This window comes from Exiguobacterium sp. s34 (assembly GCF_018617435.1).
Taxonomy (GTDB): Bacteria; Bacillota; Bacilli; order Exiguobacteriales; family Exiguobacteriaceae; genus Exiguobacterium; species Exiguobacterium aestuarii.
In genome coordinates this window covers 362,363-377,783 of the sequence record NZ_JACSKE010000001.1, presented here as the reverse complement: position 1 = coordinate 377,783, position 15,421 = coordinate 362,363, and the positions used below count along the sequence as shown (strand labels likewise).

The 15,421-nt window shown below is 50.7% G+C and carries 13 protein-coding genes and 1 riboswitch; of the genes, 5 read left to right on the top strand and 8 right to left on the bottom strand.

What is annotated here, in order from left to right; genetic code table 11:
* Positions 1 to 60: 60 nt before the first annotated feature.
* Positions 61 to 951 (bottom strand): helix-turn-helix transcriptional regulator, encoded by an 891-nt coding sequence (locus tag KNO87_RS01795; protein ID WP_214793104.1) that lies wholly within the window; start codon positions 949 to 951, stop codon positions 61 to 63.
* 75 nt (positions 952 to 1,026) lie between these two features.
* On the opposite strand from KNO87_RS01795, the gene KNO87_RS01790 reads away from it, so the two are divergent.
* Together KNO87_RS01790 and KNO87_RS01785 are read left to right on the top strand one after the other, a co-directional pair.
* A complete protein-coding gene (locus tag KNO87_RS01790; RefSeq protein WP_214793107.1) occupies positions 1,027 to 1,542 on the top strand; it encodes a dihydrofolate reductase family protein in 516 nt (171 codons plus the stop codon).
* A 188-nt stretch (positions 1,543 to 1,730) separates the two neighbouring features.
* Positions 1,731 to 2,807 (top strand): GGDEF domain-containing protein, encoded by a 1,077-nt coding sequence (locus KNO87_RS01785; protein WP_214793110.1) that lies wholly within the window; start codon positions 1,731 to 1,733, stop codon positions 2,805 to 2,807.
* A 69-nt stretch (positions 2,808 to 2,876) separates the two neighbouring features.
* On the opposite strand, the gene KNO87_RS01780 is transcribed toward KNO87_RS01785, so the two are convergent.
* The 6 genes from KNO87_RS01780 to KNO87_RS01755 all read right to left on the bottom strand — a co-directional run bounded on the left by KNO87_RS01780 (position 2,877) and on the right by KNO87_RS01755 (position 11,169).
* Positions 2,877 to 3,611, bottom strand: a complete 735-nt coding sequence (locus tag KNO87_RS01780) for a polysaccharide deacetylase family protein (protein WP_214793113.1) — start codon at positions 3,609 to 3,611, stop codon at positions 2,877 to 2,879.
* Positions 3,612 to 3,665: 54 nt separating this feature from the next.
* Positions 3,666 to 4,139 (bottom strand): GNAT family N-acetyltransferase, encoded by a 474-nt coding sequence (locus KNO87_RS01775; RefSeq protein ID WP_214793116.1) that lies wholly within the window; start codon positions 4,137 to 4,139, stop codon positions 3,666 to 3,668.
* 601 nt (positions 4,140 to 4,740) lie between these two features.
* A complete protein-coding gene (gntK, locus tag KNO87_RS01770) occupies positions 4,741 to 6,240 on the bottom strand; it encodes a gluconokinase (protein WP_214793119.1) in 1,500 nt (499 codons plus the stop codon).
* Between the two features lie 16 nt (positions 6,241 to 6,256).
* Complete coding sequence (locus KNO87_RS01765; RefSeq protein ID WP_214786398.1) at positions 6,257 to 7,600, bottom strand: GntT/GntP/DsdX family permease; 1,344 nt, start codon at positions 7,598 to 7,600, stop codon at positions 6,257 to 6,259.
* An 89-nt stretch (positions 7,601 to 7,689) separates the two neighbouring features.
* Positions 7,690 to 8,571, bottom strand: coding sequence for a phosphogluconate dehydrogenase (NAD(+)-dependent, decarboxylating) (gene gnd, locus KNO87_RS01760; protein WP_214793122.1), 882 nt, complete (start codon positions 8,569 to 8,571; stop codon positions 7,690 to 7,692).
* 138 nt (positions 8,572 to 8,709) lie between these two features.
* The gene (locus KNO87_RS01755) at positions 8,710 to 11,169 is read right to left on the bottom strand and encodes a bifunctional diguanylate cyclase/phosphodiesterase (RefSeq protein ID WP_214793125.1); all 2,460 of its coding nucleotides are present in this window, start codon (positions 11,167 to 11,169) and stop codon (positions 8,710 to 8,712) included.
* Positions 11,170 to 11,330: 161 nt separating this feature from the next.
* On the opposite strand from KNO87_RS01755, the gene KNO87_RS01750 reads away from it, so the two are divergent.
* The 3 genes from KNO87_RS01750 (at position 11,331) to KNO87_RS01740 (ending at position 14,275) form a co-directional block, all read left to right on the top strand.
* A complete protein-coding gene (locus KNO87_RS01750) occupies positions 11,331 to 12,179 on the top strand; it encodes a MurR/RpiR family transcriptional regulator (RefSeq protein WP_214793128.1) in 849 nt (282 codons plus the stop codon).
* Between the two features lie 83 nt (positions 12,180 to 12,262).
* Complete coding sequence (locus tag KNO87_RS01745) at positions 12,263 to 12,649, top strand: hypothetical protein (protein WP_214793131.1); 387 nt, start codon at positions 12,263 to 12,265, stop codon at positions 12,647 to 12,649.
* A gap of 78 nt (positions 12,650 to 12,727) precedes the next feature.
* Positions 12,728 to 14,275, top strand: a complete 1,548-nt coding sequence (locus tag KNO87_RS01740; RefSeq protein ID WP_214793808.1) for an FMN-binding glutamate synthase family protein — start codon at positions 12,728 to 12,730, stop codon at positions 14,273 to 14,275.
* A gap of 133 nt (positions 14,276 to 14,408) precedes the next feature.
* Here the strand turns inward: KNO87_RS01740 and KNO87_RS01735 are convergent, their stop codons facing one another.
* Entirely contained in the window at positions 14,409 to 15,266 is an 858-nt protein-coding gene (locus tag KNO87_RS01735) for a glycoside hydrolase family 191 protein (protein ID WP_214793134.1), read from the bottom strand.
* Between the two features lie 40 nt (positions 15,267 to 15,306).
* Positions 15,307 to 15,393, bottom strand: a riboswitch (cyclic di-GMP riboswitch).
* Positions 15,394 to 15,421 lie beyond the last annotated feature (28 nt).

Sequence of the window (15,421 nt, the reverse complement as noted above, 5' to 3'; positions counted from 1 at the left end):
TATGAAGTCAATCATTCATAGCTTGCCTTTTTTAACGGGTTCAATTTTATTGAAACATCTTCATTGATAGTGCCGCATTAATTGTTCCGCATGCTCCTTCATCATCCCTCGCAACACCCTAGGCGCCTTCACCTCTACTTCAGCCCCAGCCTTCAACAGCTGTCTCGACAAAAACGGAAGTTCTTCCTCGGGTACGTTCCACTCATTTTTCTCCTCGATATCGGGTAATACATCTTCAAGCAAACGACGACCGAGTGGGGTGAGTTCGAGTCGAACGGTCACACCGTTTCGTTCATCACTTGCCTGTAGTAGGCTCACCAAATCCTCGGACTCAAACGTCTCCTCAAGCAGTTTGACCGTTTCGATGCGATCGATTCGATATTGACGGAGTCCGAGTTCGGAGAGGCCGAAGACGTACCACTTCAAATCAAGAAGTGCCATGCCGACCGGTGCGACGTTGAACGTACGTTGTCCTTTTGTCGTCCGATACGTCATCTCTACCTTTTTTCGATGTTCGATTGCCTGATAGATGTCTTTTGTGAGCGGTGCTTTTGGAATTTGTTTGTTCCCGAGCCACAGAATATTTCGCTCCAATCGACGAATCTTCGCCTCCAAGTCATGAGGCAATTCGTTCACGTACCAGTCGGATAGTGTACTTCGTATATCCCCGAAGGGCACGTTTGGGAGTTGCTCCATCCATTTCAGTGTGAGATAGAGGGCGACCGCTTCTTGTTCGCGGAGATGGAGCGGGGGCAATAAACGATTCGGCAACATCTCATAGCCACCGCCAGTCCCGGGGACGCTCCAAATCGGATAACCGAGTTCCTCGAGTGACAGCATATCCCGTTGAATTGTCCGAATGGAGGCACCTGTCTCTTGCGCCAGTTCTTCAGCGGTAACACGTCGTCCATGATTGAGCAGTCGAATCAGTTGTAAATGTCGTTTTTTCACTTAAATCATTCCCGTCATCTTTTGTCGTGTTTATGGGTTAAGCTGAATGTATCACGAATCAAGGAGGAAGACACGATGCCAAATGTAGTGTTATATATTGCGATGAGTTTAGACGGAAAGATTGCTCGATCGAACGACCAACTCGATTGGTTGTTCGCAGTAGATGGGGACGGGGACAACGGCTATGCCGAATTTTTCAAAACGATTGGTGCTGTCATCATGGGACGAAAAACATATGAAGAAGTCCTTCAATTGTCAGAGGAGTACCCATATCCAAATATGCCGAACTATATTATGACGCGGAACCCGGACCGTGAGGCGGAGCATGTCACCTTTACGGATGAACCGATTGAAAAATTGATTCATCGGTTGAAAGAAGAAATCGATCAAGACATCTGGCTCATCGGTGGCGGGGAAGTGATCAAAGCGGCGATGGAGCAAGATCTCGTTGATCGTTACGAGATTGCGATTGCGCCAGTCGTCCTCGGTGAAGGGGTCCCGCTCTTCCCAGAAGGTACGAAAGAGACGAAGCTTCGACTGACAAGTCAGCGCGCATCTGGCCAATTTGTGATGGTGACATATGAACGGTAAGTGAGGATCGAGTCCACATGTGGGCTCGATTTTTTGTGGTCACATTCATGTCTTGATATCTCATTTACTTCTATAAGAAAAATATTCTTTTAATTTAACTATATGGTGATTAAAATGTTAGTAAATGGTTTGAATTGGATATATGAAGAGAGTAGCACGAACATCACGCATGCTGAGAGGATCCAATTATGTTCATTAGCTTAATCGCAAATTCATGTATATCGTTTACTGGTATTTATTTCATTTCGAAAATCTTGAACCTTGATACGAAATACGAACACGTTCAAAACATTTTAATTGGCGTGCTATCAGGGCTCCTAGGAATTTTTCTCATCACACAAGGTGTCGTGTTTGATGATGTTGTAAAAATTGATTTTCGATTTCTTGTCCTCATTCTACTCGGCTTTTATCGGTTAGTATCCCCACTGATTATCGCGGCGACCATCATTTCAATCTATCGATTTAGTTACGGAATTGATTTTCCGTCTATCGTAGCATGTATCGCCATTTTCACAATTGTCATTGGGATCATTTTGACGTACAACATAGTCAGTTTAGAGAAGCGACTTTACCAGTTCGGTCTCACGTTGAACGTGTTGACGTGTCTCATCGCATGGGGAGCAATCTATATCAGTGGAGGGTTGAACGAATATGCTGCGATTGCCGCTTCATTAGTCGCCATCATCAGTTTCCCAGTCGGGTTATTGATCACCGTTTTGAACATTGACCTGTACCTCATCCATCATCGCGGGAAAGAGTATAAAATATCAGCGGAAACCGACCATTTGACGGGACTCGCAAACCGTAGAGCGTGGGAAATGCAGATGAAAAAGGTCAAAGAGCATTATGCGACGTGTAACGTGCTCATCATCGATATCGACTACTTCAAACAAATCAACGACCAATATGGTCACGCGAACGGGGATGAGATTTTGAAGCAGTTCGCAGAATTGTTGCATCGTGAAACGAGGGACCATGATATTAAAGCTCGAATAGGCGGGGAAGAGTTTGGCATTTTAATCCCGATGCTTTCTCAAGTCGAAGTAATCAAAGTGGCGGAGCGAATTCGGAGTAGCATATCCAAACATGAGTTCGAGTTACTCGATCAACAAAAGATTCATATTTCCGTTTCGATCGGAATTGCGAACGGAAAGAGCGAGCACCTTCGTGAAATGGTTCATTTGGCAGATGACTGCTTATACCAAGCGAAGAACAGTGGGAGAAATCGAACGTATATCCATGAAAATGTAGAATACGTTCAATGAGAAAGCGCATCAGGCATCCCGATGCGCTTTCTTCATGTGAAAAACTGTAGACCACAAGATGGCCTACAGTCATGGAGTTGTATGTTCGTCAGCATGCGGTTCCCACGCATCCAAAAAGTTATGGGGCGGGTGAACGCCCTCGAGCGTCCGAAATTCGTAATCTCGCTCTTTCGCATAGCGGATGATTGTATCGAGTGCTTCTGGTGTCATCGAATGATCGTGCGCCAGGATGATGGAAGCGATATTGGCGGCACGATTCGCCTCAAGTCGATTGAACACGCGTTGCTCTACGCTGGCGTTGTCCTTCTTATAGATATGATCGAGACTACCGACATTCCAGTCCCAAATCGCAAAACCGGCTTCATCCATCGCTTGCCAATGCGCAGGCGTCATACCTGCATCACTCCCGTAAATCGTCCGAGCCATATTCGTATGAATGCCAGTCACGTCATAAATGAGACGTTGTACGTCCTTCATTTGACGAACAGCCGTCATCGGTGACGCATAAAACTCCTCGCGCTCGTGTGTCATCCCGTGTAAGGCGATCAAGTGACCTTCGGCGACGATACGATGGAGCAGATGCTCATTCCCGTCGATATTTTTCCCGAGGATGAAAAAGGTCGCTTTCACCTGATGCTTCTTCAAGACATCGAGCAGCTTTCCCGTTTTCCAGTTCGGTCCGTCATCGAGCGTCAAATAGATGAGACTCGGGTCGTTATACGCTTTCGGCTCCGGGATTGCTGCCTGTGACAAGGACCCGATCAATAAAAAAATAGACATAAGTAATAGAACGCGTTTCTTCATTCCAACAATAGCTCCCTCGAGTCAAAAAACAAGTGACATATGACACATACCTTATCACATATCCGAGACATCGAGACGATAAATTTGTTCGTCGAGTTCTGTCGTGAAATAGGTGAAATTCAATTTCTTCAATAGCGCGATGGACGCCTCGTTCGTCTCAAGGACGCCGGCCTTGAACACTTCCGCACCTTGGTCGGTCAAGTAACGAATTAATCCCGACATCACCTCGAACGCATAACCTTGGCGAGCGCGTGCGGGTGTGATGGTATAGCCAATCCAATACGTCGTACCTTCTTGGTGGATATACACGTCCCCAATCAACTCATCCGTCGATTGGTCGATGATGGCGAGTTGCATGCCGTGTTGAAGTGATTGTTCGCCGAGTAGGGCGTCCTCGTACTCGGTATAGCTAAGACCTTTGAACGATTGATGCTTCATCCAGTCCAAGTCGTTCCGATACGCCATGAACGGTTCGATGTCATGTCGTTCGAACGGTCGAATGAGGCAGCGGGTCGTCGTGAATGTCATCGTGAACCCCTCCTGTATCCTCTTAGTGTACCGTGGATGATCAACAGGGGATAGTCATAGAAAAGCCCCTCAATCCTAAGATTGAAGGGCGTGTTGTCAGTTCGTGACCGACGGTGCTTTATAGTGCTGGACGAGCTTGGTAAACATAAAAGTATGGTCTTCTCAAGAAGCTCCCCCTTCAATTTGCGAAGCAAATAAGTGGCGAGTAGTTCACTAGCTTATATGACATTTACGAAAAACGTTATCACGACAAATGATAGACCAAGCAAGATGAATGCGTATCCTAAGACTTTTGGTCTGAAAAAAGATAGAAAAAAACTGAACAGGATTTCAGTTCCGTCTGTCGGTGATCCGGTCTCTTTAGACTTCGTCTGATCTTTTGACCTAATGAGCAATACGCCAAAGAAGAAAAAGGGGATTGCCGCAATCAAAGAATCAAGGATGTTACTCATTCGATTTTACCTCGTCTTTCATCATCTAGAATGGATTTCTAATCATGAAAAGTATAACATCTCTTTCGCTCTAAGAATCTAACCTAGAAAAAAGATTAATTGTGTGGATCAATAAACAAGGCCGAGTTCGCGATGAACTCGGCCTCTTCTTATACATGCTTCCGCTGAAACGCAGAAATGGCTTCATATTCTTCCGACAGGTGACGCGACAGACGAATGTAGATCGGCAAGAGCTCCCGATAGACGTTCGTCGCTTCCATGTTCGGTGTATGTTCGTGGGTCACTTGCGGCACTTCTTGGAATTCCTCGATGTCCCCGAAGGCATACTCCCCGAGCATGACGGCCCCGAGGCATGAACTCTCGTGACTTTCCGGCACGACGACCGGTGTGTCGAAGATATCCGCCATCATCTGGCGCCAGAGACTCGACTGGGCGAATCCACCTGTCGCATGGATGCGGTTCGGTGCACCCGTCAACTCGTCGAGTGCGAGCATGACCGTATAGAGGTTAAAGATGACACCTTCCAACACGGCACGGATGAAGTGCTCCCGTTTATGGTGAATGCTGAGCCCGAAGAAGGAACCGCGGGCGTTCGAATCCCAGAGCGGGGCGCGTTCACCCATCAAATACGGATGGAACAACAGCCCGTCGGCACCCGGCTTGACCGTCTCGGCGATACGGGTCAACACATCGTACGCGTCGATGCCGAGGCGTTTCGCCGTCTCGACCTCGCTAGCTGCGAACTCGTCGCGGAGCCAGCGGAGAATGATGCCGCCGTTATTGACAGGTCCACCGATCACCCAATGCTTGTCCGTCAGCGCATAACAGAAGATGCGACCTTTCGGGTCTTCAACCGGTTCTGAGACGACGGTCCGGATGGCGCCGCTCGTCCCGATCGTTACGGCGACGACACCTTGTTCGAAGGCACCGACCCCGAGGTTCGACAGCACGCCGTCGCTTGCCCCGATGACGAGCGGGAAGTCCCAGCCGAGCGTCTCGGTCACGTCAGGCGTCACCTGCAAGACTTCCGTCGTCGGAACGAGTTCAGACAAACGCTCTGCCGTCACCCCGGCAACTTCAAGCGCTTCCGCGTCCCAATCCCGTTGTTTCAAATTGAACAGTCCCGTCGCCGAGGCGATGGAATGGTCGACGACGAAGCGCCCCGTCAACCGATAGAAGACATATTCTTTGATGGAGACGAACTTGGCAGTCTGTTCAAAGACGTCAGGATGCTCCGATTTCAACCAGCGTAGCTTCGACAGCGGCGCCATCGGATGGACCGGGGTGCCGGTGCGCATATGGAGGGCGCTCGCGTCAAAGTCGCGTTTGATTTCTTGCGTATACGGGTTCGCCCGACTGTCGGCCCACGTGATGCTGTTCGTGAGCGGACGTCCTGACGCATCGAGTGCGATTAAGCTGTGCATCGCCGAGCTGAACGATGCGAAGCGAATCGGACCATCCGCTTTGGCGCGGACCGCCGAAACGGCTTCGAGCACGGCCCCATAGATGACGACCGGGTCTTGCTCGGCCGTCTCTGTATCGGGCGTGAGAAGCGGATACAACACGTTATGTACCGCCAGTTGTTGATGACCGTTGAACAGGACGGCTTTCGTACTCGTCGTCCCGATATCGACCCCAATCGTAAACACACAATCACTTCCTAACTTAGATAATGAATAGGCTAATCAAGAACACGACGGCGAAGCCGGTGAGCCCGATAATCGTTTCCATGATCGTCCATGACTTGAGCGTATCTTTCACGTCGAGACCGAAGTAACGGTTGACGAGCCAGAAGCCCGAATCGTTGACGTGCGAGAGGACTGTCGCCCCTGAGGCGATGGCGATGACAATCAAACCGAGCGCCGCGCCCGTGATATTTTGAATTTCAAGTAGTGGTGTGATGAGTCCAGCTGCAGTGACCATCGAGACCGTTGCCGACCCTTGGGCGACACGGACGACCGTCGCAATCAAGAAGGCGAGGACGATCGCCGGAAGTGGGGAACCGGCCATCATTTCACCGAGGACGTCACCGACACCTGAGTCGATGAGCACTTGTTTGAACACACCACCGGCCCCTGTGACGAGGATAATGATTCCGGCTGGCTCGAGAGCTTTCGTTGCAATTTCTTGGACTTCGTCACGTGAATATCCACGACGTGTGCCGAGGAAGACGAACGTGAGAAGCGTCGCGATCGTCAAGGCGACGAACGGATGTCCGAGGAACGTCAAGAAGTCACGGACGGCGTTGCCTTCATCTAAGAGAACCGCCGAGAGCGTATTCGCTAAGATCAACACGAGCGGGATTAAGATGAGCGATAAGATCATTTTGAAACTTGGCAATTCTTTCGATGTATCGATTTCCTTGAATTCCATGTAGTCCGGAATCGTCACATGGATCTTCTTAGCAATATACTTCCCAAAAATAGGACCGGCTAAAATCATCGACGGAATCCCGGCGAGGACACCGAACAAGATGACCCAACCGAGGTCGGCACCGATCAAGTTCGCAACGGCGATCGGACCAGGTGTCGGTGGGATGAAACTGTGTGTGACCGCGAGACCCGCAAGGAGCGGAATCCCATAGTAGAGAAGCGAACGTCCCGTCTTTTTGGCGAGACCGTATACGATTGGGACGAGAATGATGAAACCGACATCGAAGAAGACCGGGACAGCGACGATGAACCCGGTGATGCCGAGCGCCCATTGTGCCTTATCTTCTCCGAACTTACTGACAAGCGTCTGGGCGAGGCGTTCCGCGCCACCTGACACTTCAAGCATCTTCCCGAACATCGCGCCGAGACCGACGACGACGGCGACGAAGCCGAGCGTTCCACCCATCCCGTTCTGGATGGAGGCGATGACGTCTCCGAGCGGCATGCCGGCTGCGACCCCGACGATTAAGCTGACAAGTAACAACGAAACGAATGCGTGAAGCTTCGTCCGGATGACTAAAAATAAGAGCAAGAAGATCCCGGCTAAGGCGATCAAAATAAGTGTTGAGCCAGACATTGAGTATTCCCCCTAAATTCCGAATATGTAACCGTTTACAGTTTTTAACAAAGGAAAAGGCCATTTCCCCGTGACCTTTTCCGCATTTCTTACTTCTTGACGACCGCGTGACCACCGAACTCGTTACGGAGTGCGGCGACGACTTTACCTGAGAATGTATCGTCCTCGAGTGAGCGATAGCGCATCATGAGCGACAAGGCGATGACCGGTGCTGCTGCCTGAAGGTCGAGCGCTGTCTCAATCGTCCACTTGCCTTCACCTGACGAGTGCATGACCCCTCGAATCTCATCGAGCTTCGCATCTTTCTTGAAGGCGTTCTCCGTGAGCTCCATGAGCCAAGAGCGGACGACCGACCCGTGGTTCCAGACGCGTGCGACTTGTTCGTAGTCGTAATCGAACGGGCTCTTCTCTAAAATGTCGAATCCTTCCGCAATCGCCTGCATCATCCCGTACTCGATCCCGTTATGAATCATCTTCAAGAAGTGACCGCTTCCGGCAGGTCCCGTATACAGGTAACCGTTCTCGACAGACAAGTCTTTGAAGATCGGCTCGATGGTCGGCCACGCGTCTGCGTCACCCCCGACCATCGTACAAGCACCGTTCCGTGCCCCGTCCGTCCCGCCGCTCGTGCCGCAGTCGAAGAACTTGATGTCCTTCTCGGCGAACTGTTCGGCGCGTGCGACCGACAGTTTGTAGTTCGAGTTGCCGCCATCGATGACGATGTCACCTGGTTCGAGTCGCTCATACAATTCGGCGAGCACCGTTTCCGTGACGTCACCGGCAGGGACCATCGCCCAGATGACGCGTGGCGTCGATAACTTGTTCACAACATCTTCGAGCGTCGGTACGATTGTGAACGCATCCGATGTGACGTCCCCGACATCCGTTCCGACAACCGTATGTCCGTGGTCACTCAAGTTGAGCGCCAAGTTGTAGCCCATCTTTCCTAATCCAATCAAACCAATTTCCATATTGTCACCCCTGAAAAAGAATTTTTTTCCGTCTCTAGATTCATCATATCAAAATAAATTCGATTTACAAGTGGAACCGCGGAATTTTTTTCTTTTTTGGTCATAAAAAATCGACCCCCGAGGTGGAGGTCGAACGTTTTAACTCGATGATGCCTTTTTGAACTGCCGGAAGAAGACTTCAATCTCTTCCGCCGGCAACGGACGATTGTAATAATACCCTTGCGCCTGGTTGCACGATTCGGCTTTTAAGAAAGCGACTTGATTCTCCGTTTCGACACCTTCCGCGATGACGTTCAAATCGAGTTCATGCGCCATACGGATGATCGTTTTGACGAGGGCGGCATCTTTTTCGTCGCTCTCGATATTTTTCGTGAAGTGCTGGTCGATCTTCAACGTGTCGATCGGGAACAGCTTCAAGTAGCTGAGCGACGAATATCCGGTCCCGAAGTCGTCGATGGAGAGGTGGACACCGAGGGCGACGAGCTCGTGCATCGTCTCGATGGCGCGGTCCGCACTCTGGATGACGCTCTCGGTCAACTCGAGTTCTAAGTACTGTGCCTCGAGACCAGACGCATCGAGCGCACGACTGACGACTTCCGGTAAATCTTTTTGGGCGAACTGGATGGCCGAGATGTTGACGGCGACCCGGAACGGGGGAATGCCTGCATCTTGCCACGCTTTGTTTTGACGACATGCTTCATTCAGGACGAACTCGCCGAGGCGGTGGATGCTTCCCGTCTCTTCGGCGATTGGAATGAATTCACCAGGCGAAACCATCCCGAGTTCCGGGTGCTGCCAGCGTACGAGCGCCTCCATGCCAATCACCATTTCCGACTCTAGTTGAATCTGTGGTTGATAGTGGACCGTGAATTCGCCACGTCCGATACCTTTACGGAGTGCCATCGACAAGTTTGAGCGACGAGACACGGACTCGTTCAATTCGTTCGTGAAGAACTGATAGCCGTTCTTTCCGTCAGCCTTCGCCCGATACATGGCGATGTCGGCGTTCTTGATCAACTCCTCGGCCGTATCCCCATCGGATGGATAGAGACTGATGCCGATCGAGGCGCCGGTGAACACTTCCTCGTTCTCGAGTTCGAACGGGGGATGGAGGACATTGATCAGTTCTTGTGCGCGATGGGCTGCCAAGTTACTTTTCGTAAGGGGCGACAAGATGATGAATTCATCTCCACCGAGACGGGCGAGCGTGTCCGACTTTTGAATCTTCGATTGGATCCGGGTCGTCACCTGTTTTAAGAACTGATCGCCAATCGAGTGACCGAAGCGGTCGTTGATCACTTTGAAGTTGTCTAAGTCGATATAGTACAACGCGAACGGGTCTTGCTGGGACTGACCGAGTAGGGCATCGAGTCGGTCGCTGAACAGACGACGGTTCGGTAGACCTGTAAGTGGGTCCAAATAGACGAGATCGTTGATTTGCGCCTCGATTCGTTTCCGTTCACTAATGTCACGGATGATGCTACTGAAGAAGATCCCCTTGTCCGTCTTCCACGTCCCGAGCGACATTTCAATCGGGACTTCGACACCGTCTTTCCGTAAGCCGATGAGTTCCACCGTCTGACCGATGACGCGTTTCTCACCCGTCGTTTCATAACGTTGCATCCCACGTTCATGGGCGTCCCGGAACCGTTCCGGGATAATCGTGACAATCGACTGACCAATCATCTCCTCGTGTGTATATCCGAACAAATCGGTCGCCCCTTGATTCCATTGAAGGATGACGCGGGTATGGTCGGCGACGATGATCGCATCCGATGCAGACTCGATGATGGATTCGAACTTCATCTCGAGCTCTTCGGATTGTGCCTCGAGCTGTGATGCCGTTCGGAGTGAGATGTACATAATTACGAACAAGGTCATGACGCTCGCTGCGATGACGTAGGCGAGAAGGGTGCTATCGACCGCGTAGCCACTCATCGGTTTGACGACTCCTTCTGTCGGCGTGAAACGGGCAGCGCCCATCCCGACGTAGTGCATGCCGGAGACGGCGACACCGATCAAGACCGAACTGGCGAGACGACGCCAATGAAACCGTGAGACGTTCGGGATATAGAAGAGGATATACAATCCAACGAGCGATGCGACATAAGCAACGAGGGCAGAAGCGACCCACATGACCGGGTCATACGTGAGAATGGCGTTCATCTGCATCGCTTCCATGCCGATGTAGTGCATCGAGACGACCCCGACACTGATCAAAAAGGCACAAAAAACAAGTTGAGTCGGTCGTGTCTCAGGATGACTGATAATCCAAAAGGCGAGACCAGAAGCGACGACTGCCGGCACGATCGACAATAAGACGATGCCGAGGTGATACGTCACGTCGTCGTTTAGATGGAACGCCAACATGCCGATAAAGTGCATCGCCCAAATCCCGAGCCCGAGGCTGAAAGCGCCGGCTACGATCCAACTGAATCGTGAGGCATATCTCGCATATTTTAAACGACTGCTAATATCGAGGGCGACACCGGCAGCAAAAATGGCGACAGCGATGGAAAGAATGACGAGTGGTAAGTTGTAAGAGCTACTGAGGTGATGTTCGATTCGAAACAGTCCTTTCGATTTCAAATGGTACAAAGAGTGAACTAGTCAAAAAGTGCTTCATTAGAGTAGCACATCAAACAATCCCACTTCTTGTCTCCTTTTGTAAGGTGGGTCAATCTTTTGAGCGAATCACACATTGCGGAATTTTTTTCGAAACGGTATCGTTAAGTGAAGAAGAGAAAGGGTGATTCTTGATGGAAACGATGAACGGGACGGCCCGCATCCGTGGGGCCTATTCGACACTGAGTAAGAAAGAGCAACGCATTGCCGACTACATTTTAAAACAACCAGAACAAATCATTCATCATACGATCAATCAAGTGGCAGACGACCTCGATGTCGCCGAATCGACGGTGTTCCGCTTTTGTCAGCGAGTCGGATTCAAAGGCTATCAGGCGTTAAAGATTGCACTCGCCTCGGATGTCGTCGCACCGCTTCAAGACATCCATGAAGACATCACGGAGACGGACACGGCGCTCGAGATTGCGGAGAAAATTTTTTCGACGAACGGGAAGACGATTGAGTCGACCCGTCAGATTTTAGAAGGGGCTTCTCTTGAGAAGGCGATCGAATTGTTCCTCGGGGCACGTCGTATCGAATTTTTCGGAAGTGGGGGCTCGGCTGTCGTCGCACTCGATGCGTATCATAAGTTTATTCGGAGCGGGCTTCAGGTGAGCGCGATTCTCGAGTCGCACATGCAGCTCATGTCGGCCTCGCAGTTGACGACAGAGGACGTCGCCGTCGTCATCTCGCACTCGGGTGCCTCGAAAGAGACGCTCGATATCGCAAAACTCCTAAAAGAGAAAGGTGTCCCGATGGTTGCCATCACGAACTATGCGAAGTCGCCCCTCTCGAAAATTGCGGACGTTTCCCTCTATACCGTGTCCCAAGAGACGGCGTTTCGTTCAGAGGCGCTCGCTTCCCGAATCGCTGAGCTCAGCTTGATTGATGCCTTGTTTACAGCTGTCATGATGCGGCGTGGGGAAGCGGCACGGATGTCTCTCCAACAGATGCGTGAGGCGATTTCAATGCGCCGAATCTAAAGAAAACAGGGTTAACTTCTACAAAAAGGTGGAAATTATAAACCCTGAGGACAACGCGAGGCTTAGAGAGAGAAGGTGGACCGATGAACCATATTGATTTTTTATCCTCCGACCATTACAACGAGTTCAAACGGTTAGCACAACGGCTCACGGATCCTGGCAGTACCAGTCGCGAATATTATGCCGCGCTGTACGTCATTGCGGGCAACCCACACATCCGAGAATGTTTGCTTCCTTATATAGACCTCGAGGCAGGGAAGATTCGAACTTCCACGATCATCGATGATAACTCGTTCGATAAACGAGAATTTGTGCTCGCCAAACTCGTCATTCATTTGTACAACTCCAAAGAATGGGTCCTTCCGACCGAATTGATCGCCTTGCCGGAAGCGGACTATAAATTAGCGATGCAGGCGATTACGCTTTGCCGAAATGAACAATTTGACGGGGTCACGATCCCGAGCGACTGACGACACCCTGTTATGTAGAATGACAGGGTGTTTTTCGTCTACCCAAAAGGAGGAGAGCGTGTGTCACTGAATACATCGATGTTGACCATCTTGCTTGTGCTCTTATTGCTGATCATGGCCGGGCCTCCGCTATTGATCTATTATTTTTGGTGGCGTGATCGAAACCAGCGTGAGCATTCTGTCCTTCGGAACTTCCCGATTCTCGGAAAACTGCGTTATATGTTCGAGAAGATGGGTCCCGAGCTCCGGCAATACTTATTTTTGAACGACAATGAGGCGAAGCCGTTCTCTCGGAACGAATACGAAGCAGCCGTCATTGCTGGGAAATATAAATCGCGCATCATCGGATTCGGCTCGGAGCGAGACTTTGAAGCCGGCGGATTTTACCTTCAAAACGCGCTCTACCCGACGAATCGGAACGAACTCCGCACCGACAATTCAACCAAGGTATCGACGTGGGTGTATGAACTCGATGAAGATAACCTCTTCACCCGAAAAGAGCATCTCGTCGAACGTGACATCTCTCCATACTTGTTAGCAGAGGAAGACACGATCATCATCGGGAAAGAGACGTGTCGGGAACCGTTCCATGTCCGGGGGCTCGTCGGGCAGTCGGCGATGAGCTTCGGGTCGCTCGGCGACAGAGCGATCACGGCCCTCTCGATTGGGCTCGGTCGTGCGGGTGGCACATGGATGAACACGGGGGAAGGGGGATTGTCGGACTATCACTTGAAAGGAAATGTCGACATCATCTGCCAGATCGGTCCGGCGCTCTTCGGCGTCCGGGATGAGGACGGGTCGTTTTCGGAAGAGGCGTTCAAACAGAAGAGCGCGCTCCCGCAAGTGAAGGCGTTCGAATTGAAACTCGCACAAGGGGCGAAGACGCGTGGGGGACATATCGACGGGTCGAAAGTGACCGAGGAGATCGCTCGTATCCGACATGTGCGGGTCGGGGAGACGATTGACAGTCCGAACCGATTCTCCGAGTTTCACACACATACGGAATTGTTGGCATTCGTCGAGAAGTTGCGTGAAATCGGTGGGAAGCCGGTCGGCATCAAGCTCGTCGTCGGCAATATGAAGGACATCGAATCACTCGTCCGAGAGATGGCGACGTCTCAGGTCGTACCGGACTTCATCACGATCGATGGAAGCGAAGGGGGAACGGGTGCTACGTATCAAGAACTCGCGGATACAGTCGGGTTGCCACTGAAAGCGGCGCTTCCATACGTCCATCGCCTCTTGATTGAGCACGGTCTTCGTGACCGCATCAAACTTTTCGCCTCGGGGAAACTCATCACGGCGGATAAGGTGGCGATTGCCCTCGCGCTTGGTGCCGACCTCGTCAATATCGCCCGCGGGCTCATGTTCAACGTCGGCTGTATCCAGGCGCAGGTGTGTCACACGAACCGTTGTCCGGTCGGTGTGGCGACGACCGACCCAAAACTGCAGCGGGCCCTCGTTGTCGACGAGAAGAGCTTTCGGGTGACGAACTATATCATCTCGCTCCGGGAAGGACTGTATAATATGACGGCCGCGGCTGGGGTCCGTTCTCCGACTGAACTGTCAGAGGAACATGTGATGTATCATGAGCCGGACGGTCAGATCCGTTTGATGCGTGATTGACCACATTCGAACTGAACGATTTCATCAAAACATCCTACGAAGTTGCCGATAAAGAAGGCAAACCCGTAGGATGTTTTTTAAGTCTTTTCATTGTAGAAACTACCAGATACTTGTACAATCATGTAAATGAAAGTCAGAATTTATTATAATTTAAAGTAGCATTTGAATGGAAATGGATGAACCCATTTTTTTCGGCGTATGCCGCACTCTTCGGACGTTGCTTCGAAGACACGGTCAACGCCTTGATGCCGTATCGTGCATCGAGGTCACGTAGTTCTTGGATGCGGTCTTTTGACCATTGGTCTTTCGAAATAGTCGTATAGTTGAAGCTCTCCCACATGACGCCATCCACGTACGGGTACGTATACGTCTTGAGTGTCGCAAATCCCCAGTTTTGAATGAGAGAAAGGGTAGGGTGGTTGGCCTTGATCGTCTTCATGAACTGACTCATCCCGTCGCGCTGTGCTTTTAAGATCGTTGGTTGTTCTGAATGCTCGTTGTCGATGTTGCCGAAGGTATCCAAGAACGCACCGTCCAACCCTTTGGCGACGATTTGTTTCTCCACTTCACGCGTCAATAGATCACGATAGTGCGTCGACGTCATGTCGACCAAATACGAATCCCACTCCGCATAATGGACACGTTGTCCGTTGCGATGGAAGAAGTCCGACTCGTTCATCTGCTTGATGAAATCGACGTTCCAATTGTCAGCTTCCATCGTATTGATGTAGCCGTACACTTTCGTGCCGTATTTTTGTAACTCTTTGATTTGAGCTGCAGTATAATAGACAGGCTCGATGATGACCAGGTCATATTGTTGCATCTTTTTGATTTTACTCTTGCTCGGCATGTCGTAATAAATCTTGTATGATTCGACGTTCGCGAGCGGGTTGCTCGCCTTGGCGACCGCTTGTTGCGGCGTCCATAACGCGAATCCGACGACGAATGCACAACAGATGGACACGATGCGTTTGACTGAGAAAATACCCATAAAAAAACCCTCCTGATAATCATCAGAGAGCGGCCGCGGCTATTGCAGACTGGCGATCGGTATCTAACAAGATCGACGACCCATGTCTTTGCGCCCTTACTTTTCAGTAAGTTTGCCCGTCTCGATATGAAATTTTTTGAACAATCCATTGAATG